This is a genomic window from Bradyrhizobium tropiciagri, assembly GCF_018130545.1.
In the GTDB taxonomy this organism is placed as follows: Bacteria; Pseudomonadota; Alphaproteobacteria; order Rhizobiales; family Xanthobacteraceae; genus Bradyrhizobium; species Bradyrhizobium tropiciagri_A.
Genome location: NZ_JAFCKF010000008.1, coordinates 329,544 through 355,079 on the forward strand (window position 1 = coordinate 329,544; position 25,536 = coordinate 355,079).

General features: G+C 64.8%; 21 protein-coding genes and 1 pseudogene. 16 read left to right on the forward strand and 6 right to left on the reverse strand.

Annotated elements, in window-relative coordinates; translation table 11 throughout:
* Window positions 1-108: 108 nt before the first annotated feature.
* A complete protein-coding gene (locus JQ616_RS31495; RefSeq protein ID WP_212021486.1) occupies window positions 109-1,545 on the reverse strand; it encodes a glutamine synthetase family protein in 1,437 nt (478 codons plus the stop codon).
* Between the two features lie 42 nt (window positions 1,546-1,587).
* Window positions 1,588-2,946 (reverse strand): aromatic ring-hydroxylating dioxygenase subunit alpha, encoded by a 1,359-nt coding sequence (locus JQ616_RS31500; protein WP_212021488.1) that lies wholly within the window; start codon window positions 2,944-2,946, stop codon window positions 1,588-1,590.
* A 112-nt stretch (window positions 2,947-3,058) separates the two neighbouring features.
* On the opposite strand from JQ616_RS31500, the gene JQ616_RS31505 reads away from it, so the two are divergent.
* Window positions 3,059-3,844 carry an IclR family transcriptional regulator domain-containing protein gene (locus JQ616_RS31505; protein WP_212021490.1) on the forward strand — a complete coding sequence of 262 codons (786 nt, stop codon included), beginning with the start codon at window positions 3,059-3,061 and terminating at the stop codon, window positions 3,842-3,844.
* 211 nt (window positions 3,845-4,055) lie between these two features.
* On the opposite strand, the pseudogene JQ616_RS31510 reads toward JQ616_RS31505, so the two are convergent.
* Window positions 4,056-4,973: pseudogene (locus tag JQ616_RS31510) on the reverse strand (helix-turn-helix transcriptional regulator); the annotation flags it as partial.
* Window positions 4,974-5,141: 168 nt separating this feature from the next.
* Here JQ616_RS31510 and JQ616_RS31515 point away from each other — a divergent pair.
* The 5 genes from JQ616_RS31515 to JQ616_RS31535 all read left to right on the forward strand — a co-directional run bounded on the left by JQ616_RS31515 (window position 5,142) and on the right by JQ616_RS31535 (window position 12,134).
* A complete protein-coding gene (locus tag JQ616_RS31515) occupies window positions 5,142-6,674 on the forward strand; it encodes a benzoate-CoA ligase family protein (protein ID WP_212021493.1) in 1,533 nt (510 codons plus the stop codon).
* Window positions 6,675-6,839: 165 nt separating this feature from the next.
* Window positions 6,840-7,649: an alpha/beta fold hydrolase gene (locus tag JQ616_RS31520; RefSeq protein WP_212021495.1), complete on the forward strand. Its 810-nt coding sequence runs from the start codon at window positions 6,840-6,842 to the stop codon at window positions 7,647-7,649.
* Between the two features lie 172 nt (window positions 7,650-7,821).
* On the forward strand, window positions 7,822-9,510 hold the full coding sequence (gene boxC, locus JQ616_RS31525) for a 2,3-epoxybenzoyl-CoA dihydrolase (RefSeq protein ID WP_212021497.1): 1,689 nt from the start codon (window positions 7,822-7,824) through the stop codon (window positions 9,508-9,510).
* A gap of 12 nt (window positions 9,511-9,522) precedes the next feature.
* Window positions 9,523-10,974: a benzoyl-CoA 2,3-epoxidase subunit BoxB gene (gene boxB / locus JQ616_RS31530; RefSeq protein WP_212021499.1), complete on the forward strand. Its 1,452-nt coding sequence runs from the start codon at window positions 9,523-9,525 to the stop codon at window positions 10,972-10,974.
* Between the two features lie 320 nt (window positions 10,975-11,294).
* Complete coding sequence (locus tag JQ616_RS31535) at window positions 11,295-12,134, forward strand: alpha/beta fold hydrolase (protein ID WP_212021502.1); 840 nt, start codon at window positions 11,295-11,297, stop codon at window positions 12,132-12,134.
* Window positions 12,135-12,218: 84 nt separating this feature from the next.
* Here JQ616_RS31535 and JQ616_RS31540 read toward each other — a convergent pair whose 3' ends face one another.
* Complete coding sequence (locus JQ616_RS31540; protein WP_212021504.1) at window positions 12,219-13,019, reverse strand: SDR family NAD(P)-dependent oxidoreductase; 801 nt, start codon at window positions 13,017-13,019, stop codon at window positions 12,219-12,221.
* Between the two features lie 118 nt (window positions 13,020-13,137).
* Window positions 13,138-14,193 (reverse strand): polysaccharide deacetylase family protein, encoded by a 1,056-nt coding sequence (locus JQ616_RS31545; RefSeq protein ID WP_212021506.1) that lies wholly within the window; start codon window positions 14,191-14,193, stop codon window positions 13,138-13,140.
* 181 nt (window positions 14,194-14,374) lie between these two features.
* Between JQ616_RS31545 and JQ616_RS31550 the strand changes: the two genes are divergently transcribed.
* The 10 genes from JQ616_RS31550 to phoB all read left to right on the forward strand — a co-directional run bounded on the left by JQ616_RS31550 (window position 14,375) and on the right by phoB (window position 24,379).
* Window positions 14,375-15,769 carry an OmpA family protein gene (locus tag JQ616_RS31550; RefSeq protein WP_212021507.1) on the forward strand — a complete coding sequence of 465 codons (1,395 nt, stop codon included), beginning with the start codon at window positions 14,375-14,377 and terminating at the stop codon, window positions 15,767-15,769.
* Window positions 15,770-15,771: 2 nt separating this feature from the next.
* Window positions 15,772-16,068, forward strand: a complete 297-nt coding sequence (locus JQ616_RS31555; RefSeq protein ID WP_212021509.1) for a hypothetical protein — start codon at window positions 15,772-15,774, stop codon at window positions 16,066-16,068.
* Window positions 16,069-16,368: 300 nt separating this feature from the next.
* The gene (locus JQ616_RS31560) at window positions 16,369-17,424 is read left to right on the forward strand and encodes a lysylphosphatidylglycerol synthase domain-containing protein (RefSeq protein ID WP_249137505.1); all 1,056 of its coding nucleotides are present in this window, start codon (window positions 16,369-16,371) and stop codon (window positions 17,422-17,424) included.
* 84 nt (window positions 17,425-17,508) lie between these two features.
* Window positions 17,509-18,822 (forward strand): ATP-binding protein, encoded by a 1,314-nt coding sequence (locus tag JQ616_RS31565; protein WP_212021510.1) that lies wholly within the window; start codon window positions 17,509-17,511, stop codon window positions 18,820-18,822.
* Between the two features lie 136 nt (window positions 18,823-18,958).
* Complete coding sequence (gene pstS, locus JQ616_RS31570; protein ID WP_212021511.1) at window positions 18,959-19,969, forward strand: phosphate ABC transporter substrate-binding protein PstS; 1,011 nt, start codon at window positions 18,959-18,961, stop codon at window positions 19,967-19,969.
* A gap of 248 nt (window positions 19,970-20,217) precedes the next feature.
* Window positions 20,218-21,207: a phosphate ABC transporter permease subunit PstC gene (gene pstC, locus JQ616_RS31575; RefSeq protein ID WP_212021512.1), complete on the forward strand. Its 990-nt coding sequence runs from the start codon at window positions 20,218-20,220 to the stop codon at window positions 21,205-21,207.
* A 4-nt stretch (window positions 21,208-21,211) separates the two neighbouring features.
* On the forward strand, window positions 21,212-22,057 hold the full coding sequence (pstA, locus tag JQ616_RS31580; RefSeq protein ID WP_212021513.1) for a phosphate ABC transporter permease PstA: 846 nt from the start codon (window positions 21,212-21,214) through the stop codon (window positions 22,055-22,057).
* Complete coding sequence (gene pstB / locus JQ616_RS31585; protein WP_212021514.1) at window positions 22,054-22,872, forward strand: phosphate ABC transporter ATP-binding protein PstB; 819 nt, start codon at window positions 22,054-22,056, stop codon at window positions 22,870-22,872. The genes pstA and pstB overlap by 4 nt, the downstream gene beginning before the upstream one ends.
* A gap of 11 nt (window positions 22,873-22,883) precedes the next feature.
* On the forward strand, window positions 22,884-23,600 hold the full coding sequence (gene phoU / locus JQ616_RS31590; protein ID WP_050403109.1) for a phosphate signaling complex protein PhoU: 717 nt from the start codon (window positions 22,884-22,886) through the stop codon (window positions 23,598-23,600).
* Between the two features lie 68 nt (window positions 23,601-23,668).
* Complete coding sequence (phoB, locus tag JQ616_RS31595; RefSeq protein WP_016844067.1) at window positions 23,669-24,379, forward strand: phosphate regulon transcriptional regulator PhoB; 711 nt, start codon at window positions 23,669-23,671, stop codon at window positions 24,377-24,379.
* A gap of 261 nt (window positions 24,380-24,640) precedes the next feature.
* Here phoB and JQ616_RS31600 read toward each other — a convergent pair whose 3' ends face one another.
* Window positions 24,641-25,153 carry a GcrA family cell cycle regulator gene (locus tag JQ616_RS31600; RefSeq protein ID WP_021076557.1) on the reverse strand — a complete coding sequence of 171 codons (513 nt, stop codon included), beginning with the start codon at window positions 25,151-25,153 and terminating at the stop codon, window positions 24,641-24,643.
* Window positions 25,154-25,536: the final 383 nt, after the last annotated feature.

Sequence of the window (25,536 nt, forward strand, 5' to 3'; positions counted from 1 at the left end):
CCATTACCACCGAGTCCGGTTGTTAAGGCCGGCTGTGGCCCCAGACGTAGTCAACAATCAATATTCGGGGTAATCGGTCCCGGCCTTCGCCGGGACGACAAGGGGCCGTCAAAACATCTCGAAATATTCGCGCTGCTCCCAGTCCGACACCTCGGCCTGGAAACGCTCGATCTCCGCGTTCTTGATGAAGACGTAATAGTCCACGAACTCAGGCCCCATCGCCCCGCGGAAGAAAGGATCGTCGTTGAGCGCGAACACCGCTTCGCGCAGCGATTTCGGCAGCAGCGCAGCCTTGGTCTCGTAGGGCGTGTCGGCGGACGGGCCGGGATCGAGCTTGCGGTCGACGCCGTCGAGGCCGGAGAGGATTTGCGAAGCCATGTAGAGATAGGGATTGGCGGCCGGCTCGCCGATCCGGTTCTCCAGCCGCGTCGCCGGATCATTCGTGCCGCCGAGCACGCGGATCATCACGCCGCGGTTGTCGCGGCCCCAGATCGCGCGATCCGGCGCCAGCGAATAGGAGCGGTAGCGCTTGTAGCCGTTGATGGTCGGCGTCGTAAACACGGTCGACGCCCGCGCATGCTCAATCAGGCCCGCCAGCCAGGCGCGGCCGAGCGGGCTGAGCGGCTCGCCGCTCTCCTTGGCCGTGAAGACGTTCTCACCACTCGCGCGCGACACCAGAGACTGATGCAAATGCCAGCCGCTCGCGAACACGTTCGGCAGCTTCGGCCGGCACATGAAGGTGGCGTGATAGCCATGGCGGCGCGCGATCTGCTTCACTGCCGAGCGAAACAGCACCATGGTGTCGGCGGGCGCAAGCCCCACGGTCGGCGCGAAGGTGAATTCGCACTGGCTCGGACCGAACTCGACCTCGACCGAGCGCAGCGGCAAATCGAGCGCGATGATGTCGCGGCGGATGATCTCGAGCGCCGGCTCCATCAGGTCGTAGCGCTGCTCGGTGAGGTACTGATAGCCATGCGACAGCAGGCTGACCGACGGCGGCCGCCCGGGTTGGCCGGCATCCTCCGGCGCCATATGCGCGTCATCGAGCTTGAACAGATGGAATTCGACCTCGAGGCCCGCGACGAAATCGTAGCCGCGGCCAGCGAGCTGATCGAGCACCTTGCGATAGAGGTTGCGGGTCGCGAACGGCACCGGCCGGCCGTCGCTGAAATAGAGATCGCACAGCAGCCAGCCGGTATTCTCGGCCCAGGGCAGCACCCGGAATGTGGTGGGGTCGGCGACCATCAGCACGTCGGCCGCGCCCTCCATCTCCTTCATGCCGAAGCCGCCGCCTGACGTGAACACCGGAAACACCGTCTTGTGCGAGGTATCCTTGGCGAGCATCGTCGTGGTGATCGAGCAGCCGCCTTCGAGCGAGCGCACCGCTTCGCTCGCGATCAGGGTCTTGCCGCGCAGGATGCCGTGCTGGTCGGGAAACGACAGGCGGATGACTTCGAGGTTCTTCTCCTCGACGATGCGGCGGAGGCGGTTTGCCGCCTCCTTCTGCTCATCCGACCACAGGCCATGACGCTCGACAAAGCTCACCGCGTCACTCCTTGTTTGAACGCTGCGCGACCGAAGCCATCATCACTCGGCCGCCGTCAGATGATGCACCTTGCCGGCGATCTCGTGCGGCACGGGAGCCGCCCACGGCGCGCCGCGGCGGCGCTTGACGTCGACTTCCATCCAGTAGAGCTCCCAGCCCAGCGTTGGCCCGATGCCGTCCATCGTCGCCGGGCCCTGAATGCTGCGCGCGGAGGCCTCGTCGAGGAACAGCATCGGCTTCTCGCCGCCGCCGACCTTCTCGATCTCCTGCCGCAGCAGGCGGCGATACTGCACGATCGCCTTGTCGCTCTGGCCGAGATGCTCGTTGGTGCGGTCCTGGATCGCACCCATCGATTCCACCGCCCACTGGTCGTGGACGTTGATGTCGGTGCCCATGCCGGTATAGGTCTCGGTCGCCTGCTCGTGCGGATCGAAGCCGTAATCGTTGCTCCTGTTCTTGCGCGACTTGTAGTCGGGCAGGGTGTAGAGCTCGAGCCGCTGGTCGCGCATCTTTTGCTTGTCGACCGGCGCCGCGTAGCTGGTGAAGATCGCGTACCAGTAGCAATTCTCGTCATCGACCGGCACGTGCCACTGCGTGATGGTCATCTCGGTCGACATCGGAATCACGAAGCCGTGCGGAAACAGCTGGTTGGTGACGCGCACATGGGTGCGCTCCTCGTCGAGCTGGCGCAGCGCGATCAGCCGCAGGCCGTATTCGGTGTGCTCGACGTTGATGATCGGGCGATCATATTCACGCAGGATCTTGGTCATCGGCATGTCGCTGCCGGCCGAGGCGCCGCGGAATTGCTTGCCGTAAGCGGCCGAAGTGTCCTCGTCCTCGAAGAAGCGATGCAGGAAGGAGGCGTGCGCCGGATCGATGCCGACCTCGAGCGCCTGCAGCCAGTTGCAGTTCATATGGCCCTTGAACGCAAACGTATGCGTACCGGGCGCGACGAAGCAGTCGAGCTCCGGAAAGGCGGGTGGGGCGCCTTCGCCGAGATAGGCCCACAGGATGCCGCTCTTCTCCACCACCGGATAGGAGCGCTGCTTGATGCCCTTGCAGAGCTGCGAGCCGGCCGGCTCCGCCGGCGTCTCGATGCACTGACCTGATGTGTCGAACAGCCAGCCATGGAAGGCACAGCGCAAGCCGCCATTCTCGAGCCGGCCGAAGGCGAGGTCGGCGCCGCGATGCGCGCAGTGGCGATCGATCAGCCCGTAGCTGCCGTCCTCGCCGCGGAACAGCACCAGGTTCTCGCCGAGCAGGCGCACGGGTCGAACCGGGCGCGGTCCTTCGAGCTCGTCGACCAGCGCAGCCGGCTGCCAGTACATCCGCATCAGCTTCCCGCAGGGGTCCTTGCGGTTGGTGCGGGTGATCAGATCGTTCGCTTCCTGGCTCATCATGGCGGCGTCTCCCGGATTTGGATTTGTTCGCCTATTGAACGAATGTGCGAATTATGCCATGTCTGGTCAGGACAGCAAGCGCAATTTTTGAACCGTTCAAAGCCGAACCCATATGCCCAAGCTCAAGCGGACCGATCAGGACGAACGCGCCACCGACTTCGTCGAGGCGCTCGATCGCGGCCTGCGCCTGTTGCAGGTGTTCGGCACCGTGACGGGTCCCGCGACGCTGAGCGACCTCGCGCGCGCCGCCGACCTGCCGCGCGCCACCGCGCGCCGCATCCTGTTCACGCTGGCGCATGGCGGTTTTGTCGCGACCGACGGCAAGCTGTTTACGCTGACGCCGCATGTGTTGACGCTGGCCGGCTCGTTCCTGCAATCGAACCAGGTGGTGACCGTGCTGCAGCCGGTGCTCGATCGCATCGCGACCGCGGCACAGGAGATCGCCTCGCTCGCGCTGCTCGACGGCGACGACGTCGTGTTCGTCGCGCGTTCGAGCCCGACGCGGGTGTTCTCCGCCGGTCTCGACATCGGCTACCGGCTGCCGGCGTTCTGCACCTCGGTCGGTCGCGCGATGCTCGGCCGGCTCGATGATGCCGAGCTCGCGGCGCGGCTCAAGGCGATGCGTCGCGAAGCCGTGACGCCGCAGACCATCACCGATCCGAAGAAGCTGCTCGCTACCATCATCGCCGATCGCGCGCAGGGCTATTCACTGGTCGATCGCGAGGCCGAGCCGCATTTCCGCTCGATCTCGGTGCCGGTGCGCCGCTACGACGGCACCATCGTCGCCGCCATCAACATGGGCGCGCATGTCGATCGCGTGCCGGTCACGGAATTGATCGGCCGCTTCCTGCCGTTGCTGCGGGAAGGGGCTGATGATGTAAAGAGCCGGTTGCTGTAGCGTGTCTGCGGCGTAACGTAGGTCGAGTAGCGGCGGCATCGGAATTGCGGTCCCCTCTCCCGCTTGCGGGGGAGGGTTAGGGTGGGGGTTCTCTCCACGAGTCGCTTCGTGGAGAGAGCCCCCACCCGCCGCGCGCGACGACCACCCCCGCAAGCGGGAGAGGTGCCGCGAGACCCGCGGTTGGATCGACTGAACCTGACGTGATCGGTTTTTAAAGCGCCACGCTGCGCAGCCCGAAGCTCCGCGCCTCGTTCTGCAACACCGGCCGCACCGAATCGATCAGCCGTGCCGCGGCGGCATCGACTGAAAGCCCTGCAGTGTCGACCACCGCGGACGCGCGCGCGTAAAGCGGCTCGCGGCTGACCAGGATGTTGCGCAGTTCGGCCATCGCCGAGCGGTCGTCGGCCATCGGGCGCAGATCGCCCTGGCGGCGCACGCGGGCCATGTGCTCTTCAGGCTCGGCCTTCAGCCAGATCGTGTAGAACGACGACAGGATCAAATCGAAGGTCAGCGCCTCGGAGACGATGCCGCCGCCGGTCGCCAACACCATCAATTCCTTGCGCGTGAGCAACTGCGTCAGCGCGGCCTGCTCCATGCGGCGAAAGCCTTCCTGGCCGTACAGCGCGATGATCTCGGCGACCGAGAGGCCGTTCTGCGCCTCGATCTCCTTGTTGAGCTCGACAAAACTCCAGCCGATCTTCTTCGCCAGCATTCGCCCGAGCGTGGTCTTGCCGGCGCCGCGCAGGCCGATCAGCGCGATGCCGGAGAACGAGGCGCGGCGTGGCGCCAGCGGGCTGCTGCCGGCGAGCATGTCCTTGGCCTGCGCGATCTGGCTCGGCGACGCCTTCCGCAGCAGATCTCGGATCACGGGCCAGTCCGGGATGGGCTCGCTCGTGGGGATCAGATCCTCGAGATGCGCGCCCATCGCGCCTGCGACACGGCGCAGCAGCACGATCGAGACATTGCCTTTGCCGCTCTCGAGCTGGGCGATGTAGCGTTCGGAAATGCCGGAGACCTTGGCGAGCACCTTGCGCGACATGCCGCGCAGCGCGCGCATGGTGCGCACACGCTGGCCGAGCTGTTCGAGGAAGTCGGTTTCCGGATCGTTGGCTGTGGTCATGATCCCTGTGCGACGCGCGCGGTCCTGCCTGAATCAGACCGAGGTCTAGGAAACATAGTGCCGATAAGGATTGACAGCAAGCCAATGGAGTGGCTTTGTATGAATTATAATTCTTAAATTCACAGGAGAGGGAAGCGTGGCGCGTCTGGGTCCCAAGGAAGGTCCAAGGAACGGAGCATGACTTATAACGCAGTCTCCTGGCTGCTCGACCGCAACGTCGACGAAGGCCGCGGCGACAAGGTCGTGTTCGACGACACGGTGTCGCAAATCACCTATGGCCAGTTGCAGCAGCAGACCCGACGGGTCGGCAACATGCTGCGCCGGCTCGGCGTCCGCCGCGAGGAGCGGGTCGCCATGATCATGCTGGACACGGTCGATTTCCCGGTCGTGTTCCTCGGTGCGATCCGCGCCGGCGTGGTGCCGGTGCCGCTCAACACGCTGCTGACCGCCGAGCAGTACGCCTACATCCTCAGCGATTGCCGCGCGCGCGTGCTGTTCGTCTCCGAAGCGCTGCTGCCGATCGTGAAGGACATCATCGCGCGGATGCCCGACCTCGAGCATGTCGTGGTCTCCGGCAAGGATGCGCACGGTCACAACAAGCTGTCGGATGAGATCGCACGCGAGAGCGATGTGTTCGCGACCGCACCGACCCATGCCGATGAGCCGGCATTCTGGCTCTATTCGTCGGGCTCGACCGGCATGCCGAAGGGCGTGCGCCATCTGCATTCCAATCTCGCCGCGACCGCGGAGACCTATGCCAGCAAGGTGCTCGGCATCCGCGAGGACGATGTCGGCCTGTCGGCGGCAAAGCTGTTCTTCGCCTATGGGCTCGGCAATGCGCTGACCTTCCCGATGTCGGTCGGCGCATCGACGATCCTGAATTCGGAGCGTCCGACGCCGGCGGTGATGTTCGCGCTGATGAACAAATATCATCCCAGCATCTTCTTCGGCGTGCCGACCTTGTTCGCGGCAATGCTGAACGACGAGGCGACCAAGGCGCAGTCCGGCGGCAAGCGCCTGCGGGTCTGCACCTCGGCCGGCGAGGCGCTGCCGGAATCGGTCGGCAATGCCTGGCGCGCGCGGTTCGGCGTCGACATTCTCGACGGCGTCGGCTCGACCGAACTGCTGCACATCTTCCTGTCGAATGCGCCCGGCGACATCAAATACGGCTCGTCCGGCCGTCCGGTGCCGGGCTACAAGGTGCGGCTGGTCAACGAGCTCGGCGCCGACGTCGCCGACGGCGAGGTCGGCGAGCTCTTGGTCGATGCACCCTCGGCCGGCGAGAGCTACTGGAATCAGCGCGCCAAGAGCCGCGCCACCTTCGAAGGCGCCTGGACCCGCACCGGCGACAAATACACACGCGACAGCGATGGCCGTTACACCTTCTGTGGCCGCGCTGACGACATGTTCAAGGTGTCGGGCATCTGGGTGTCGCCGTTCGAGGTCGAGAGCGCGCTGATCACCCATCCCTCGGTGCTGGAAGCCGCCGTCGTGCCGGAAGCCGATCCGGAAGGGCTGCTGAAGCCGAAGGCCTATGTGGTGCTGCGGCCAGAGAGCTCGGCCGAAGGCTTGCACGAGGCGCTGAAGGAGCACGTCAAGCAGAAGATCGGCCCGTGGAAATATCCGCGCTGGATCGACGTGGTCGACAATCTGCCGAAGACGGCGACGGGCAAGATCCAGCGGTTCAAATTGCGCGAACACGAGCACTAGCTCTCCGTCGTCCCGGCCTAGTGCGCAATTGCGCACGGGAGCCGGGACCCATAACCACAGGCGTCAGTTGTTGCGCGAAAGCCGTCGAACAGCGTCTCTCAAAACAGGCGCCGCGGCGTATGGGTCCCGGCCTTCGCTGGGACGACGAGTGAGGAAGGCCCGACCATGACGAACTTGAATCCCACAGGCTTCCTCAGCATCGATGGCGCCGAGCTCGAATATCGCATGATCGGCCCGTCGCCCGAGACGGCGCCGACCATCGTGATGCTGCACGAAGGCCTCGGCTGCGTCGGGCTGTGGGGTGATTTCCCCGAGAAGCTGCAAGCCGCCACCGGCGCTGGCGTGTTCGCCTATTCGCGTGCGGGCTACGGCGCCTCGTCGCCGGCTGTTCTGCCGCGTCAGCCCGACTACATGCACCGCGAGGCGCTCGACGTGCTGCCGAAGGTGCTGGAGAGGATCGGCTTGCGCCGCGGTCTCCTGCTCGGACATTCCGATGGTGGCTCGATCGCGGCGATCTATGCCGGTTCGCATCAGGATCATCGCCTGCACGGCATCGCGCTGGTCGCGCCACACTTCATCGTCGAGGACGTCTCGGTCGCCTCGATCGCCGAGACCAAGACGGCCTATGAGGCGACCAATCTGAGAGAGAAGCTGGCGCGCTGGCACAAGGATGTCGACAGCACCTTCTATGGCTGGAACAAGGCTTGGCTCGACCCAGCCTTCCGCAATTGGGATATCTCGGACTATCTCGCCTATATCCGCGTGCCGGTGCTGATCGTGCAGGGTGCGGAGGATCAATACGGCACGATGCGCCAGGTCGAGATCGCACAGGACGAATGCTACTGCCCGGTCGATGTCACCATCGTCCCCGGCGCCGGCCACTCGCCGCACCGCGAGGCGCCCGAGGTGACGCTGGAAGCCGTCACCGAATTCGCCCGGGCGGCGCTGCGCGACGACCCGGTGCTGGCGGCCTGACATTTGGTGCCGGTGCCAGGTCATTGGCCGAGCGAGTGAATTTCCCGAACATGAAACAAAATGCATGTTTTTGCGTTTTGAACTGGACTAGATCGAAAACATGCATTATTGTGCATAAAGACAAGACGAACCTTCGAACGAACAACAGCAAGACAACAGATAAGGGTGGCCCATGGCTGGTGACGATCGCGTCCTTGCGGGCGGGGCGAAGTACATCGACTTCCAGACCGAGCCGTCGCGTTACCGGCACTGGAAGATCGACGTCGCCGGCGACGTCGCGACGCTGACCATGGACGTCGACGAGAACGCCGGCCTGTTCGAGGGCTATCAGCTCAAGCTCAATTCCTATGACCTCGGCGTCGACATCGAGCTTGCGGACGCCGTGCAGCGGCTGCGCTTCGAGCATCCCGAGGTGAAGGTCGTGGTGATGCGCTCGGGCAAGAACCGCGTGTTCTGCGCCGGCGCCAACATCCGCATGCTGGCGGGCTCCACCCACGCCCACAAGGTCAACTTCTGCAAGTTCACCAACGAGACCCGCAACGGCCTGGAAGACTCCAGCGAGAATTCCGGCCAGAGCTTCATCACCGTCGTCAACGGCACCGCGGCCGGCGGCGGCTATGAGTTGGCGCTCGCGACCGATCACATCATGATGGCCGATGACGGCGCCGCCGCCGTCGCGTTGCCGGAAGTGCCGCTGCTTGCGGTGCTGCCGGGCACCGGCGGGCTGACGCGCGTTGTCGACAAGCGCAAGGTGCGCCGCGACCACGCCGACTTCTTCTGCACCATCGAGGAAGGCATCAAGGGCAAGCGCGCGGTGCAGTGGCGGCTGGTCGACGAGATCGCGCCGAACTCCAAGCTCGAGGGCAAGCTTGCCGAGCGCGTCAAGGAATTCGCCGCGAAGTCGAAGCGCAACGGCGCGGGCAAGGGCCTCGCACTGACGCCGCTCGCGCGCACCATCGACGACAGCGCGATCCGCTACGGCTTCGTCAGCGTCGACATCGATCGCGCGGCGCGGATCGCGACCATCTCGATCAAGGCGCCGGAAACCACCGCACCCGCTGACATCGACGGCATGATCGCCCAGGGCGCGTCGTTCTGGCCGCTGCAGGTCGCGCGCGAACTCGACGATGCGATCCTGCATCTGCGCATCAACGAGCTCGAGATCGCGATGCTGGTGTTCAAGAGCCACGGCGATCGCGCCAATGTCGTGTCCTATGACGCGTTCCTGGAGGCCAACAAGGCGCACTGGCTGGTCAACGAGGTCAGGCATTACTGGAAACGCGTGCTCAAGCGCATCGACGTCACCTCGCGCACGCTGGTGACGCTGGTCGAGCCGGGCTCCTGCTTCGTCGGCACTTTGGCCGAGCTCGTGTTCGCCGCCGACCGCTCCTACATGCTGATCGGCCAGAAGCAGGGCGACAACCGCCCGCCGCCGGCGATCGAGCTGACGGCGATGAATTTCGGGCCCTATCCGATGAGCCACGGCCTGACCCGGCTGCAATCGCGTTTCCAGGCCGATCGGTCGGATCTGGAGCGCGCGCAAGCCTCGATCGGCAAGGCGCTCGATGCGGAGGAGGCCGAGGAGCTCGGCCTCGTCACCTTCGCGCTCGACGACATCGACTGGGACGACGAGGTCCGCGTGTTCTTCGAGGAGCGCACCTCGTTCTCGCCCGACGGCCTCACCGGCATGGAAGCCAATCTGCGCTTCGTCGGTCCGGAGACCATGGAATCGAAGATCTTCTCGCGCCTCACCGCGTGGCAGAACTGGATCTTCCAGCGGCCCAACGCGGTCGGTGAGGACGGCGCGCTGCGCCGCTACGGCACCGGCCAGAAGGCGCAATTCGACATGACGCGAGTTTAAGGGAGCACGGCCATGAACATGAACATCATGAACGTCGATTACTCGACCAAGATTCCGAACAATGTGAATCTCGCCGAGGACCGCCAGGTGCTGAAGGCGCTGGAGGGCTGGCATCCCGGCTACATGGACTGGTGGAAGGACATGGGGCCGGACGGCTTCCAGGAGTCGCTGGTCTATCTGCGCACCGCCTATTCGGTCGATCCGCGCGGCTGGGCCAAGTTCGACTACGTGCGGATGCCGGAATATCGTTGGGGCATTCTCCTTGCTCCGCAGGAAGAGAACCGTGTCATTCCGTTCGGCGAGGATTTCGGCAAGCCGGCCTGGCAGGAAGTTCCCGGTGAGCATCGCGCCACGCTGCGCCGGCTGATCGTGATCCAGGGCGACACCGAGCCGGCCTCGGTCGAACAACAGCGCCACCTCGGCAAGACCGCGCCGTCGCTCTACGACATGCGCAATCTGTTCCAGGTTAATGTCGAGGAAGGCCGCCATCTCTGGGCGATGGTTTACTTGTTGCAGAAATATTTCGGCCGCGACGGCCGCGAGGAGGCCGATGATTTGCTGCGCCGCCGCTCGGGTGACGCGGATAGCCCGCGCATGCTCGGCGCCTTCAACGAGGCGACGCCGGACTGGCTGTCGTTCTTCATGTTCACCTACTTCACCGATCGCGACGGCAAGATGCAGCTGCACTCGCTGGCGCAGTCGGGCTTCGACCCGCTGTCGCGCACCTGCCGCTTCATGCTGACCGAAGAAGCCCACCACATGTTCGTCGGCGAGACCGGCATCACCCGCGTCGTGCAGCGCACCTGCGATGCGATGAACGAAGCCGGCATCACCGATCCGAACGATATCGCCAGGATCCGCGCGCTCGGCGTGATCGACCTGCCGACGATCCAGAAGAAGCTGAACCTGCACTATTCGCTGTCGCTTGATCTGTTCGGCTCAGAAGTGTCGACCAACGCTGCCAACGCCTTCAACGCCGGCATCAAGGGCCGCTACAAGGAAACCACGATCGAGGACGATCACCAACTCAAGAGCTCGACCTATCCGGTCATGAAGATGGTGGACGGCCAGATCAAGCTGGTCGACGAGCCGGCGCTGACCGCACTCAACATGCGGCTGCGCGACGACTACACGCAGGATTGCGTCAAGGGCATGCTGCGCTGGAACAAGGTGATCTCGACTGCGGGCATCGATTACAAGCTCGCGGTGCCGCACACCGCCTTCCACCGCCAGATCGGCGAGTTCAAGGACATCCATGCGACGCCCGATGGCCTGCTGATCGACGACGCCACCTGGGCCAAGCGCAAGAACGACTGGCTGCCCTCGACCGCGGACGGCGACTTCATCGCTTCGCTGATGAAGCCGGTCACCGAGCCCGGCGAGTTCGCCTCCTGGATCTCGGCGCCCAAGGTCGGCATCGACAACAAGCCCGGCGACTTCGAATATGTGAGGATCGAGAGCTGATTGTCTTGAGCATGATCCGGAAAAGTGTGAAGCGGTTCTCCGAAAAGATCATGCTCAGTCAACAAAGAAGGTCATGATGCGGGTTCGCATCGTGACCTGAAAGTTCCTCTCCTCCCGGAGGGGCTGGAAAGGGGTGAGCCGATAAGGTCCTGGCTCGCCCCTTTTCTATTTGAGGAGTGCGTTCGCTCATGCGTGGCCAAGCGCTCGCGCGTCCCGCTTGACAAGTGCGATGGGTTCGCGCGGAGTTCACCTACTCAACACATGAACCGCGATGTTCGCTTGCATCTGTTGTCGCGGTTCAGGAATTTGGCGGGGCTATCATGGGTGAAGAGATTTTTCCGGGGCCGACATTGCGTTCGTTCAAGCTCCAACTCGGCGGGCAGGCGATTGCGGGCGTCGAGAGCGCGGGCACCGGCCGCGACATCCTGCTGATCCACGGCAATTCGTCGTCGTCCCATATCTGGCAGAAGCAACTTCAGGGACCGCTCGGCGCCAAATACCGGCTGATCGCGATCGACCTTCCCGGTCATGGCGACTCATCGCCGGCGCCCGATCCTGAGCATGGCTATTCCGGTGCAGGCTATGCCGGCTGCATTGCCGCCGCCGCACGAGAACTCGGTCTGAAGGACGCGGTGGTGGTGGGCTGGAGCCTCGGCGGGCACGCCGTGCTCAACGCCGCGCCGTCATTGCCGATGGCGGCCGGGCTAATGATCTTCGGCACGCCGCCGATCGCCAAGACGCCGGACGGATTTTCCGGCTTCAAGGGACTGTCGGCGACCACCTTCACGCCGGCGCCGGATGATGCCGCGATCGCGGAGTGGCTGAAAACGCTGTTCGCGCCGGACTATACGCCGCAGCCCCCGTTCGTCGACGGTGATTTCCGCCGCACCGACGGCAATGCGCGCGGCTATCTCGGTGCCAGCGTGCAGGCTGGCCGCTTCGCCGATGAGGCCGAGATCGTGCGCGGCCTCAGGATCCCGCTCGCGATCGTGCATGGCAGCGAGGAGCAGATGGTCGATCTCGGCTATCTGCAACGGCTGTCCGCGCCGACATTGTGGCGCGGCCAGGTTCAGGTGGTCGACGGCGCCGGTCATGCCACGCAATGGGAAAAGGCCGACACGTTCGACCACCTCGTCGACGCATTCGCGTCGAGTATCTGAGCTCTGACCGTTTCTCTCCTTTGGGGAGAGGAAGGAGAGGGGTGAGCCCAAAGGCTCGCCCCTTCTTTTGTCCAGATGCGGCGCTTACCCCGCGATCTCAAGCCCCGCGGTCGCGTAGACCACGCCGCCATCGACGGCAATGGTGTTGCCGACCACATAGTCGCCGGCGCGCGAGGCGAGATAGATCGCGGTGCCCGCCATGTCTTCGTCGGTGCCGACCCGCCGCGACGGTACGCGTTGCGCGACTTCGTCGGCGTGATCGCGCGCGGCACGGTTCATGTCCGACTTGAAGGCGCCCGGCGCGATCGCGGTGACGTTGATGTTGTCCTTGATCAGGCGCGTCGCCATCCGCCGCGTCAGATGAATCACCGCAGCCTTGCTGGCGGCATAGGAGTAGGTCTCCATCGGGTTGACGAAGATGCCGTCGATCGAGGCGATGTTGATCACCTTGCCCGGTCTGTCATGGGACGCTGCGGCGCGCAGCGGCTTGGCCAGCGCCTTAGTCAGGAAGAAGATCGACTTGACGTTGAGGTTCATCACCTTATCCCAGCCGCTCTCCGGGAATTCGTCGAAATCCGCGCCCCATGCCGCGCCGGCGTTGTTGACCAGGATGTCGAGCTTCGGCTCGCGCTTGATGATCTCGCCCGCGAGCTTGTCGCAGCCCTCGACGGTCGAGATGTCGATCGGCAGCGCGATGCATTCGCCGTCATAGGCGGCTGACAGCTCCTGGGCGGTAGCCTCGCAGGGGCCTGCCTTGCGCGCGGTGATGTAGACCCTGGCGGCGCCCTGCGCGAGGAAACCGGCCGCGATCATCTTGCCGATGCCGCGCGATCCCCCGGTCACCACGGCGACGCGGCCCTTCAGTGAGAACAGATCCTTGAACATGCGCTCCTCCATTTGCGTTGCCCGTGGTTCTGGGCGCGGCGGAGGACCGAGTCAAGAAGAGGGAAGGAATCTGTAGCCCGGATGGAGCGTAGCAAAATCCGGGCTACGAACAGCTGGCCTAGGCCGCGTCGATGCGGCGAAAACCGTTCCACACCGCGGTGGCGGCGCCGGAGGTCAAGACCGGCAACAGGCGCGCGTCCTGGTAGTTGCCATTTAGCGAGACCCGCTGCAGCGCGGTCATGTGGTCGGCGCTTTCGGGAAACAGCATGCCCGGCCGCGTCGTCACCGCGGTCTTGAAGCCGATCGACCTCGCGAGCGCGAATTCGCGCTGGCCTGCGGCGATCCGGTCGCCATAGGGATAGGCGAGGTGCGCGACCGGCCGCTGCAGCGCGTCCTCGATCCGCGCCCGGCTGGTGGCAAGCTCGAACGAGGCGATGGTCTCAGTCTGCCTGGCGAGATTGCAATGGCTGATGGTGTGCGCGCCGATGGTGACCAGCGGATCGTCGGCGAAGCCGCGCAGCTCGTCCCATGACATGCAGAGCTCGCGCGCGATGCCGGCCTCGTCGACGCCATGGCGGACGCACAGCGCGGAGATCGCGGCCTGCATCTCCTGCTCGCCCGGCAGCGAACGGAGCCAGTCATGCATGCGGCCGAAGGCGGCGCGCTTGGCCTGCGGCGTCGACGTGTCGATCGTCGTCGTGCCATCGATCGGCACCTCGATTGCGGAGGCGCTCGCGATCACCCGCTCCAGCGCGATCCACCACAATTTGCCGCAGCCCTCGGCGAAGTCGCTCGCGACATAGACGGTGAACGGCGCACCGAACTCGCGCATCACGGGCAGCGCGAAGTCGCGGTTGTCGCGATAGCCGTCGTCACAGGTGAAGCAGGCGAAGCGCCGCGCGAAATTCCGTTCGGTGAGGCGGCGATGCGCCTCGTCCATGCTGACGACGTCGACGTCGAGCGCGCGCAGATGCGTCAGCATCGCACGCAGGAAATCCGGTGTGACCTCGAGATGATGGTTGGGCTGGAACACGTCGCCGCGCCGCGGCCGGACGTGGTGCAGCATGAAGATGGCGCCGACACCGGCGAAAATCGGCCGCAACAGATGGTGTGCGCCGGAGAAATACAACGCCTCGAGCCCGGCACGGATCACGGTGTTGCGGAGTTGTTTCATGAGGGCGCGGGCCGGCCGATTTGCATTCCGCCGCAAACTTAGCGAAAGACCACTGAAGAAACTGTTATCCCGGTCCGACATGGCACCCCCGCCATGGCACTTGATTTGGGCGCCTGATTTGGGGTTTGACAGTCGGCCAAGGGTTTGTTTTCTCTCTGGTTCCCGACCCGCAGGACGCTGAATGCACGGACTTTTCAAGTGGAGTAGCAAGTGGTGGCCGGGGGTGATTCCACTGGTCGTCCTGTGGGGTCTCGCTGCCTGGAGCTCAACGGCAACGGTCGAAGCGGATCTCGCCGCGCGTTCTAATGCCGCACTCAAGGACACCGTCCTCGACAAGCGCCGCATCAGCGTCGACGGCCGCGACGTGACCTTTGCCGCCAACGCCTTCTCCGAAGACGGCCGGCTCAGCGCGGTGGCCTCGGTTGAGGTCGTGCCCGGCGTGCGGCTGGTCAATGACGAGACCCGCCTCGTTCCCGAAGCCAAGCCCTTTGTCTGGTCCGCCGAACGCGACGTGGTGCGGGTCACGCTCGGCGGCAACGCGCCGCTGCCGGCGAGCAAGAGCAAGCTGACCGAGGCCGCCAAGGCCGGTCTCGGCGGGGTCGAGGTGGCCGATCAGATGGCGCTCGCCCGCGGCGCGCCGCCGCGGTTCGACACGGCGGCGCTGTTGCTGCTCGACCAGATCGGCAAGCTGAAGGAAGGCAAGATCACGCTGACCGACAACAAGGTCAATCTCGCGGGCATGGCGCGCGAACTCGGCGGACGCGAAGCGGTTGCCGCCGCGCTGAAGAACCTGCCGGACGGCTATTCGATCGCCGCCAACGACATCAAAGCGCCGCCTTACGTGTTCCAGGCCTACAAGGACCCGGTCGCGGTGACGCTGACGCTGACCGGCTACGTGCCCGACAACAACGTGCACGCCGCGCTGGTCGCCGCGGCCGGCCGCAAGTTCTTCAGCGAGAAGGTGGTCGACAATCTCAAGGCCAGCATCGGAGCGCCGTCGGGGTTTGCGGCAGCGGTGGTGCCGGCGCTGGGCGCGCTGTCGCGGCTGTCGACCGGCACGCTTGTGGTGTCGGACCGCGAGGTGAAGCTGTCCGGCGATGCGCTCTATGATGCCGCGGCCGGCCAGATCCGCGACGGGCTCGGCAAGGACTTTCCGCAGGGCTGGCAGTACAAGGCGGAGGTCACGGTGAAGCCCGCCGCCGCGCCGGTCGATCCGACCGTGTGCCAGCAGTTGTTTTCCGAGATCCTCTCGAAGGGCAAGATCCGCTTCGAGTCAGGGAAGGCTGACATCGTTCCGGATTCCGCCGGGCTGCTCGACCGCCTGATCGAGACCGCGATGCGCTGCCCCAATGCGACGATCGAGGTTGCCGGCCATACCGACAGCGACGGCGAGGAGGCGGCCAACCAGGCACTGTCGGAGCGGCGCGCGCAGGCCGTGGTCGATTACCTGGTGCGCGCCGGTCTGCCTGCCAACCGCTTCACGCCGATCGGCTATGGAAGCACGCAGCCGCTCGCCGGCAACGAGAGTGAAGACGGCAAGGCGCAGAACCGCCGCATCGAATTCGTGGTGAAGTAGCGATGACCGTGCTCGCGACATTCTTCTGGGGTTGGCTGCTCGGCGCCGCGCTGCTCGGCTTTTGTATGGGCTGGATCGCGGTGGTGCATCGGGCGCAGGGAGTCTCGAAAGTCTGGATGCGCTGGCTGGCGTTGCTCGCGGTTGCGCTGATCGCGGCGTCGTTCGCGCGGATCGTGCCCGGCCGCTTCGGCTACTGGCTCGACCTCTTCCTGATCATGTTCGCGCTCTATCTCGTCGGCTGCGCGATCGGCTCCTGGTTGCGCGACTGGGTGGTCTCGCGCAGCAAGCCGGCGAGCTGACATGGCGCTTCATCACGGCGCGTTGAGCAGTCGTCCCGTAGTTTACCGGATGGCCCTGCGGGCCGTTCACTGGGCTAACTGCCGCACGTTGCACGTCAGGCTTGTCGAAGGTGGCGAGAAACGCGCATATTTGTGCATCCGCTGTCATGAATCATCCCTAATATCTTGAAGATGCGCGTTTTATTGTCTTTTGACGAATTCCACTCCGGTCTAAAACGCGCTACACGGGGCGGGGTACAGCGAAGCGCCGGCGGAGTTCGCCCGGGTGCCGTCGTCGCGGGATCGCAATTCGAGGTCTAGATGCTGGAAGCAACAGGCAGGGCGATGGCGTTTCTGCGCCAGAAGCAAATCCTGCATCGGCTGGGTGTTGTCATCAGCATCGCCGTCATCGGCATCGCCTGCTACGTCCTCTATCACATGCTGCGCGGCATCGACACCAACGAGGTGCTCGAGGCCATAAAGAGCACCGAGCCGCGGCAAATCGCGCTGGCAGGACTGTTCGTCGCAGCGGGCTATTTCACGCTGACCTTCTACGACCTGTTCGCGGTGCGCGCGATCGGTCACTCCCACGTGCCCTACCGCGTCAACGCGCTCGCAGCGTTCACCTCCTATTCGATCGGCCACAATGTCGGCGCCAGCGTCTTCACCGGCGGCGCGGTGCGCTACCGGATCTATTCGGCCTGCGGACTGAACGCGATCGACGTCGCCAAGATCTGCTTTCTCGCCGGGCTTACTTTCTGGCTCGGCAATGCCGCGGTGCTTGGACTCGGCATCGCCTATCATCCGGAGGCTGCCGCCAACATCGACCAGCTCCCGCCTTGGCTCAACAGGGTGCTGGCGTTTGCGATCATCATCGCGCTGGTCGCCTATGTGGTCTGGGTCTGGACCCAGCCGCGGGTGGTCGGCCGCGGTCCCTGGACGGTGACCCTGCCGGGCGGTCCGTTGACGCTGCTGCAGATCGCGATCGGCATCGTCGACCTCGGCTTCTGTGCGCTGGCGATGTACGTGCTGGTGCCGGATGAGCCCAATCTCGGCTTCGTCGTGGTCGCGGTCATCTTCGTGTCGGCGACCCTGCTCGGCTTCGCCAGCCACTCCCCCGGCGGGCTCGGGGTGTTCGATGCCGCCATGCTGGTCGGCCTGTGGCAGATGGACCGCGAGGACCTGCTCGGCGGTATGCTGCTGTTCCGCCTGCTCTACTATATTGCGCCGTTCGTCATATCTGTAATCTTGCTGACGTTTCGGGAGGTTATCGTCGGCGCCCGACTCAAACGGCTGCCGCAGGCTGATTCGGGTCCCCGCGCCGAGCCGCATCATGAGGCGGTTCTGGTCCGTAAGCGTGGTGACTCCGGCGTCTGACGAAGCGGCCCGATGCCTCCCGAGGGAAGGTCGTTATGACCGCGCCTGGGGGAGACATGAACCGACGGGATGAAAGCCGCCGCGATGGCAATTGACGATACGCCGCAATCCATCTTCTCGCCCTGGCCCGACCGGCTGCGCCATTCTGCGCTGATCCTGCTTGCCGCCGCGCTGGCGCTGAGCGTGGTGGTCGCGCTCGGCGAATTGTCGCTGGTGCGTGCCTGCGCGGTGTTTGTCTGCATCGCGGCCGCAGCGCTGGTGCCGTGGCGGCTGCATGATGCCGGGACCTCGCGCGAGGATGTCCGCGGCGTCAATCCGGTGGAGGCCGCCGCCGTCAGCGCCGTCGTCGCCGGCATGCCGGACCCCGCCGTGCTGCTCGATCGCGCCGGCCGCGTCATCCATCTCAACGCCGCCGCGGCCGAGCTAGCGCCGGCGCTGAGGCGGAACGAACTGGCGCAATTTGCCCTGCGTTCGCCGGAGATTATCACCGCGCTGCGCGAGGCGATCGCGACCACCGAGCCGCGCCGCGCCACCTACACCGACCACGTCCCGGTCGATCGCTGGATGGAATTGGTGATCACGCCGGTGCCGGTGCCGACCCAGTTCGGCGGCACCGAGAAGTGCATGCTGATGACGTTCCACGATCTGACGCCGCTGCGCCGGGTCGAGGAGATGCGTGCCGACTTCGTCGCCAATGCCAGCCACGAGCTGCGTACCCCGCTCGCCGCGCTGTCCGGCTTCATCGACACGCTGCAGGGGCCGGCGCGCGAGGACGCGCGAGCGCGCGAACGCTTCCTCGGCATCATGCACACCCAGGCCACCCGCATGGCCCGCCTGATCGACGATCTGTTGTCGCTGTCGCGGGTCGAGCTGTCGGCCCATGTGCGGCCCGAGGCCTCGATCGACATCGTGCCGATCATCCGCCAGGTGGCCGACGGGCTCGAGGCGCTGGCCAGCGAGCGCCAGGTCGAGATCGACGTCGACCTGCCCCAGACCCCGGTCACGATCGCCGGCGACCGCGAGGAACTGCTGCGCCTGTTCGAGAACCTGATCGAGAACGCCCTCAAATACGGCGCCTCCGGGGGGCGCGTCATAGTGTCGCTCAATCAGGCCGTTTCGGGCGCATCGGGCGAGGGGACCCCCGAAATCCGTGTCATGGTACGGGATTTCGGCCCTGGCATCGCGCCGGAGCACCTGCCGCGGCTGACCGAGCGGTTCTACCGGGTGGACGTCGGCGACAGCCGGAACCAGGGCGGAACGGGCCTCGGATTATCGCTGGTGAAACATATTCTTAACCGTCATCGCGGGCGTCTTGTGATCGAGAGCGTGCCGAACAATGGCGCGACTTTTACCGCCTGTTTTCCCCGGCCGAAGACCCCGTTGCCGACCCATAGCTGAGCGTTTTCAGTCGCTTAGCTCTGTCATCCAACTGTCATCCAACCTTCGTAAAAGCAGCACCGACCGCTCCTAGATGGACCGGCGTGAGCGCGATCGGGCGCATTCGGCGCTTCGCTCACAAGATGGAGACCACCCCATGAATTTCATCAAAGCAATCGTCGTTGCCGGCATGGTGGCCGCTTCGACGTCGGCCTTCGCTGCCGATATTACCGGCGCGGGCGCGACGTTTCCGTTCCCGATCTATTCCAAGTGGGCTGACGCCTACAAGAAGGACACCGGCAATGGCCTGAACTATCAGTCGATCGGTTCGGGCGCCGGCATCAAGCAGATCCAGGCCAAGACCGTGACCTTCGGCGCCACCGACGCGCCGCTCAAGGCCGAGCAGCTCGAGAAGGACGGCCTCGTCCAGTGGCCGATGGTGATGGGCGCGATCGTTCCGGTCGTGAACGTCGAAGGCATCAAGTCGGGCGATCTCGTGCTCTCGGGCGAAGTGCTCGGCGACATCTATCTCGGCAAGATCACCAAGTGGAATGACGCGGCGATCGCCAAGCTCAATCCGAAGCTGACCCTGCCGGCCGACGCGATCACCGTCGTGCGCCGTTCGGATGGTTCGGGCACCACCTTCAACTTCACCGACTACCTCTCCAAGTCGAACGCCGACTGGAAGTCCAAGGTCGGTTCCGGCACCGCGGTCGAGTGGCCGGTCGGCGTTGGCGCCAAGGGCAACGAAGGCGTTGCCGGCAACATCAGCCAGACCAAGAACGCGATCGGCTACGTCGAATACGCCTACGCCAAGCAGAACAAGCTGACCTACACCGCGCTGGTCAACAAGGCCGGCAAGACCGTGCAGCCGACCATCGCCGCCTTCCAGGCTGCCGCCTCGAATGCCGACTGGTCCAAGGCTCCCGGCTACTACGTGATCCTGACCGACCAGCCGGGCGAAGCCTCCTGGCCGATCACCGCGGCGACCTTCATCCTGATGCACAAGGATTCGACCGACAAGGCGGCCTCGCAGGAAGCGATCAAGTTCTTCAAGTACGCCTTCGAGAAGGGTGGCAAGGCGGCCGAAGAGCTCGACTACATCCCGATGCCGGACTCGGTCGTCAAGCTGATCGAGAAGACCTGGTCCTCGGACATCAAGAGCTAAGTCCGACGCATCGAACAACGCCTGTGCCGCCTCTCAAGGCGGCACAGGTTGAACGATCAAGACGTTAAGCGACTAAATCCGGGCTCCATCCAATCACCGCGGCAACAAGCGCGGGAGGGACCCGGGGTTCGCGCCTCCGGCAGGCGCGGCCGGAACGGCGCCCGGTCACAGGCGTCACTGAGGATCGCTTCGGGGCGTAGCGGTTTGCGTGGCTTTCACATAGTAAAGAGGGAATTGGCGTGGCAGACATGGCTGTTCAGGGCGATGTGATGGAAGCCGCGGGACCTTACGATCGCGCCAAGGCCCTCAGTGCCTTCAAGCTCGGTGATCTCACCTTCTATTGGATCACCCGCGTCTCGGCGATCTCGGTCCTCTTGATCCTCGGCGGCATCATCCTGTCGCTGATCGTCGGCGCCTGGCCGGCGATGAAGGAATACGGCTTCGCCTTCCTCTGGACCCAGCGCTGGGCGCCCTCAGCCGATCCGCCGGTGCTCGGCGCGCTCGGCCCGATCTACGGCACGCTGATCACCTCGATCATCGCCATGCTGATCGCGATCCCGGTCGGCATCGGCATCGCCGTGTTCCTCACCGAGCTGTGCCCGCAGATGCTGCGCCGCCCCATCGGCATCGCCATCGAGCTGCTCGCCGGCATCCCCTCCATCATCTACGGCATGTGGGGCTTCTTCGTGCTGGGCCCGTTCCTGGCCAACACCTTCCAGCCGTTCATGATCCGGATCTTCGAAGGTGTTCCGGTGCTGGGCGCGGTGTTCGCCGGCCCGCCGTCCTATCTCAGCCTGTTCAACGCGGCGCTGATCCTCGCCATCATGGTGCTGCCCTTCATCACCGCGATCTCGGTCGACGTGTTCAAGACCGTACCGTCGGTGCTCAAGGAAGCCGCCTACGGCATGGGCTGCACCACCTGGGAAGTCGTCCGCAACGTCGTGATCCCCTACACAAGGGTCGGCGTGATCGGCGGCATCATGCTGGCGCTCGGCCGCGCGCTCGGCGAGACCATGGCGGTGACCTTCATCATCGGCAACTCGTTCCGCATCTCGTCGTCGATCTTCGCGCCGGGCACCACGATCTCGGCCGCGATCGCGTCCGAATTCGCCGAGAGCGACGGCCTGCACCAGTCCGGCCTGATCCTGCTCGGCCTCTTGCTGTTCGTGCTGACCTTCTTCGTGCTGGCCGGCGCGCGGCTGATGCTGATGCGGCTCGAGAAGAAGGCGGGGAAGTGACGCCATGAACCCGATTTACAGATCCCGCCGTCGCAGCGACATCGTCATCCGCGCACTTTGCGTAGGCGCCGCGCTGTTCGGCGTCACCTGGCTGGCGCTGATCCTGTTCACGCTGCTCTACAACGGCCTTGCCGGCCTCAGCGTGCAGCTGTTCACCCAGAACACGCCGCCGCCTGGCTCGACCGATGGCGGCCTGCTCAACGCCATCGTCGGCTCGGTGATCATGACGGTGATCGGCGTCGGCATCGGCGCGCCGCTCGGCCTGTTTGCCGGCACCTACCTCGCCGAATACGGCAAGCACGACAAGCTCACCTCGGTGATCCGCTTCATCAACGACATCCTGCTCAGCGCGCCGTCGATCATCATCGGCCTGTTCATCTACGGTGCGGTGGTGGTGCCGATGCGCGGCTTCTCGGCGATTGCCGGCGCGCTCGCGCTCGCCGTGATCGTGATCCCGGTCGTGTTGCGCACCACCGAGGACATGCTGCTGCTGGTGCCCAATCCGCTGCGCGAGGCGGCCTCCGCGCTCGGCCTGCCGCGTTCGCTGGTGATCAAGCGGATCGCTTATCGTGCCGCGCGATCGGGGCTGATCACCGGCGTGCTGCTGGCGACCGCGCGTGTCGCCGGCGAAACCGCGCCGCTGCTGTTTACCGCGCTGTCGAACCAGTTCTTCAGCTGGGACTTGACCAAGACGATGGCCAACCTGCCGGTGACCATCAACAACTTCGTGCAGAGCCCCTACGCCTACTGGAAAGAACTGGCGTGGAGCGGCGCGCTGCTCATCACCTTCACCGTGCTCGCGTTGAATATCGGCGCGCGTATCCTTGGTGCCGAAAGGGCCGCAAAATGACCGAGCTTTCCGTCTCCACGACTGTCGCGGGCCACGTTCCCCAGGTTCCGCTTCCGGAAGCGCCGCCGAAAGTCACGGTGCGCAACCTCAACTTCTATTACGGCGAGCACCACGCGCTGAAGAACATCAACCTGACGCTGGGTACCAACCGCGTCACGGCGTTCATCGGCCCGTCGGGCTGCGGCAAGTCGACCCTGCTGCGCATCTTCAACCGGATGTACGACCTCTATCCGGGCCAGCGCGCGGTCGGCCAGCTGATGCTGGACCAGACCAACATCCTCGATCCCAAGCTCGACCTCAATCTGCTCCGCGCGCGGGTCGGCATGGTGTTCCAGAAGCCGACGCCGTTCCCGATGACGATCTACGAGAATATCGCCTTCGGTATCCGCCTCTACGAGAAGATCTCGAAGTCCGAGATGGACGACCGGGTCGAGAAGGCACTGCGCGGCGGCGCACTGTGGAACGAGGTCAAGGACAAGCTGAACGCCTCCGGCCTGTCGCTGTCCGGTGGCCAGCAGCAGCGCCTGTGCATCGCGCGCACCGTCGCAGTGCGTCCCGAAGTGATCCTGTTCGACGAGCCGTGCTCGGCGCTCGATCCGATCTCGACCGCCAAGGTCGAGGAGCTGATCCAGGAGCTCTCCGAGGACTACACGATCGCGATCGTCACCCACAACATGCAGCAGGCGGCGCGCGTCTCCGACAAGACCGCCTTCATGTATCTCGGCGAACTGATCGAGTTTGACGACACCAACAAGATCTTCACCTCGCCGAGCGATCGACGGACTCAGGACTACATCACCGGCCGGTTCGGCTGAGGAGAGGGACGATGGCTTCTGAACATACCGCCAAGGCATTCGACAGCGACCTGCAGGAATTGACCCGCCTGGTCGCCGAGATGGGCGGCCTCGTCGAGCGGATGATCACCGAGTCGGTCGACGCACTGATCCGGCGCGACGTCGCGCTCGGCAAGCGCGTGGTCGCCGCCGACATCGAGATCGACAATCTGCAGCGCGTTATCGAAGAGCGCGCGGTGCTGACGATCGCCCGCCGCCAGCCGATGGCGATCGACTTGCGCGAGATCGTCAGCGCGATGCGCGTTGCCACCGACCTCGAGCGGATCGGCGACCTCGCCAAGAATATGGGCAAGCGGGTCGCAGCGCTGGAGAGCGATTTCCAGCCGCTGAAGCTGATCCGCGGCCTGGAGCACATGACCGATCTCGTGCTGTCGCAGGTCAAGTCGGTGCTCGACGCCTATGCTGCGCACGATCTGCCGGCGGCGATGAACGTCTGGAAGGGTGACGAGGAGGTCGATGCGATCTGCACCTCGCTGTTCCGCGAGCTGCTGACCTACATGATGGAAGATCCGCGCAACATCTCGTTCTGCATCCATCTGATGTTCTGCGCCAAGAACATCGAGCGGATCGGCGATCATGCCACCAACATCGCCGAGACCGTGTTCTACATGATCGAAGGCCAGCAGATCACCGACAAGCGCCCGAAGGGCGACATGACCAATTTTGCCACCACGGTGCCGGGCACCTAAGGGCACGATAGCAGGCGTTTCGGTTTGCGTCAGAGCAACGGATCACCACAGAGAAAGAACTTAGACCGATGAGCGCACGCATTCTGGTAGTCGAAGACGAGGAAGCGCTGACGACGCTGTTGCGCTACAACCTCGATGCCGAAGGCTACGATGTCGAAACGGTGGGACGCGGCGACGATGCCGATACCCGCCTGAAGGAGCGCGTTCCCGACCTCGTGGTCCTCGACTGGATGCTGCCGGGCCTGTCCGGCATCGAGCTGTGCCGCCGCCTGCGGGCGCGGCCCGAGACCAAGCAGCTTCCGATCATCATGCTGACCGCGCGCGGCGAGGAGAGCGAGCGCGTGCGCGGGCTTGCCACCGGTGCCGACGACTACATCGTCAAGCCGTTCTCGGTGCCGGAATTGCTGGCGCGGGTGAAGGGCCTGCTGCGCCGCGCCAGCCCGGAGCGGCTCGCCACCGTCCTGACTTATGGCGACATCGAGCTCGACCGCGAGAAGCGCCGCGTGGCGCGCTCCGGCCGTCCGATCGACCTCGGGCCGACCGAGTATCGGCTGCTCGAATTCTTCCTCGAGCATCCCGGCCGCGTGTTCAGCCGCGAGCAGTTGCTCGACAGCGTCTGGGGTCGCGACATCTACATCGATGAGCGCACCGTCGACGTGCATATCGGCCGCCTGCGCAAGCTGCTCAATCCAGGCCGCGAGCAGGATCCGATCCGCACCGTGCGCGGCGCCGGCTATGCGCTCGACGACCGCTTCGCCAAGGCCGAGCCGCAGCCGTAACGGCTGCGTCGCGATCACACACCACAACACGGCGTCGTCCCGGCCTAGTGCGCAATTGCGCACGGGAGCCGGGACCCATACGCCGCGGCCAGTGTAATCGGCAAGCGGCCAGACGGCTTTCTAACAACGCCCATTTGTGGTTATGGGTCCCGGCCTTCGCCGGGACGACGCTGGGGATGATTGCGAGCTACGCGTCACACAAAAAAATCCCCGCTTCCGCGGGGATTTGTTTTTGCAGTCCAGGCTAGTTTTTCCCGAGTGCTACTTGATCTGTGGCTTCGCCGATGGCCGGCGCCGATCGGCGGCGGGCTGGTAGGCGACGCGCGAATGATGTGCGCAATAGGGCAGGCCGGCGAGCGCCTTGCCGCCGCAGAAGAAGAATTCCGGGCTCGAGGGATCGCCGACCGGCCAGTGGCAGGTCGCTTCGTTGAGCTCGAGCAGCGACAGCCGCTGGCTCATCGGCACCACATTGTCGAACGAGATCGGATCGGGCTCCATCTCGACCTCGAAGGCATGCGCGAGCGCGGTGTTGCCGCGCGAGACCGGCCGCGCCACCCGCATCATGTGCTGGGCGGGGCGCGCCTTGCGCTGCCGCGGCGCCGCCGTGGAGGGTGCCTTGGCGCGGCCGGAGAGGCCGAGCCGGTGCACTTTGCCGATCACGGCGTTTCGCGTCACATTGCCAAGTTCCGCTGCGATCTGGCTGGCAGAAAGGCCAGACTCCCAGAGCTTCTTCAGCTGCTCGACGCGATCGTCGGACCAGGTCAATACCGTCATCGCATTCTTCCTTTCGCATGGCGCCGGCCAGTCATTGGAGCGGCGCTGCGAGCCAAATCTGGACAAATATCCCTGCGGCCAGAATCCCTTAGCCCTCGCCGGGCGCGGTGCTGCGCCCGAACGTTTACGCGAGACACAAAGGCTACTTAGAGGGTCCAGTACTGCCGCACGAGATGTCGTACCCGACAGGCCAAACGCTACAATATGGCGTGACTCAGGCGCAAGAGTCCGCGGCCGTGCGTCCACATGTTCCCACAAAGTTAAGCATTGTTGTGAGGCTTTTCCACCGCACCGGAATGCTCCGGATTGCGCTCGTTTCGCATCGCAGGAAGCCCGCCAAAGGCCGGCTCCTGGCGATTGACACGGACCCGCCGCAGCATAGA

Excerpts from the sequence above, each read along its gene's own strand:
- JQ616_RS31500 (WP_212021488.1), bottom strand. The coding sequence starts at position 2,946 with ATGATGAGCCAGGAAGCGAACGATCTGATCACCCGCACCAACCGCAAG.
- JQ616_RS31505 (WP_212021490.1), top strand. The coding sequence starts at position 3,059 with ATGCCCAAGCTCAAGCGGACCGATCAGGACGAACGCGCCACCGACTTC.
- JQ616_RS31515 (WP_212021493.1), top strand. The coding sequence starts at position 5,142 with ATGACTTATAACGCAGTCTCCTGGCTGCTCGACCGCAACGTCGACGAA.
- JQ616_RS31520 (WP_212021495.1), top strand. The coding sequence starts at position 6,840 with ATGACGAACTTGAATCCCACAGGCTTCCTCAGCATCGATGGCGCCGAG.
- boxC (WP_212021497.1), top strand. The coding sequence starts at position 7,822 with ATGGCTGGTGACGATCGCGTCCTTGCGGGCGGGGCGAAGTACATCGAC.
- boxB (WP_212021499.1), top strand. The coding sequence starts at position 9,523 with ATGAACATGAACATCATGAACGTCGATTACTCGACCAAGATTCCGAAC.
- JQ616_RS31535 (WP_212021502.1), top strand. The coding sequence starts at position 11,295 with ATGGGTGAAGAGATTTTTCCGGGGCCGACATTGCGTTCGTTCAAGCTC.
- JQ616_RS31540 (WP_212021504.1), bottom strand. The coding sequence starts at position 13,019 with ATGTTCAAGGATCTGTTCTCACTGAAGGGCCGCGTCGCCGTGGTGACC.
- JQ616_RS31545 (WP_212021506.1), bottom strand. The coding sequence starts at position 14,193 with ATGAAACAACTCCGCAACACCGTGATCCGTGCCGGGCTCGAGGCGTTG.
- JQ616_RS31550 (WP_212021507.1), top strand. The coding sequence starts at position 14,375 with ATGCACGGACTTTTCAAGTGGAGTAGCAAGTGGTGGCCGGGGGTGATT.
- JQ616_RS31555 (WP_212021509.1), top strand. The coding sequence starts at position 15,772 with ATGACCGTGCTCGCGACATTCTTCTGGGGTTGGCTGCTCGGCGCCGCG.
- JQ616_RS31560 (WP_249137505.1), top strand. The coding sequence starts at position 16,369 with ATGCTGGAAGCAACAGGCAGGGCGATGGCGTTTCTGCGCCAGAAGCAA.
- JQ616_RS31565 (WP_212021510.1), top strand. The coding sequence starts at position 17,509 with ATGGCAATTGACGATACGCCGCAATCCATCTTCTCGCCCTGGCCCGAC.
- pstS (WP_212021511.1), top strand. The coding sequence starts at position 18,959 with ATGAATTTCATCAAAGCAATCGTCGTTGCCGGCATGGTGGCCGCTTCG.
- pstC (WP_212021512.1), top strand. The coding sequence starts at position 20,218 with ATGGCTGTTCAGGGCGATGTGATGGAAGCCGCGGGACCTTACGATCGC.
- pstA (WP_212021513.1), top strand. The coding sequence starts at position 21,212 with ATGAACCCGATTTACAGATCCCGCCGTCGCAGCGACATCGTCATCCGC.
- pstB (WP_212021514.1), top strand. The coding sequence starts at position 22,054 with ATGACCGAGCTTTCCGTCTCCACGACTGTCGCGGGCCACGTTCCCCAG.
- phoU (WP_050403109.1), top strand. The coding sequence starts at position 22,884 with ATGGCTTCTGAACATACCGCCAAGGCATTCGACAGCGACCTGCAGGAA.
- phoB (WP_016844067.1), top strand. The coding sequence starts at position 23,669 with ATGAGCGCACGCATTCTGGTAGTCGAAGACGAGGAAGCGCTGACGACG.
- JQ616_RS31600 (WP_021076557.1), bottom strand. The coding sequence starts at position 25,153 with ATGACGGTATTGACCTGGTCCGACGATCGCGTCGAGCAGCTGAAGAAG.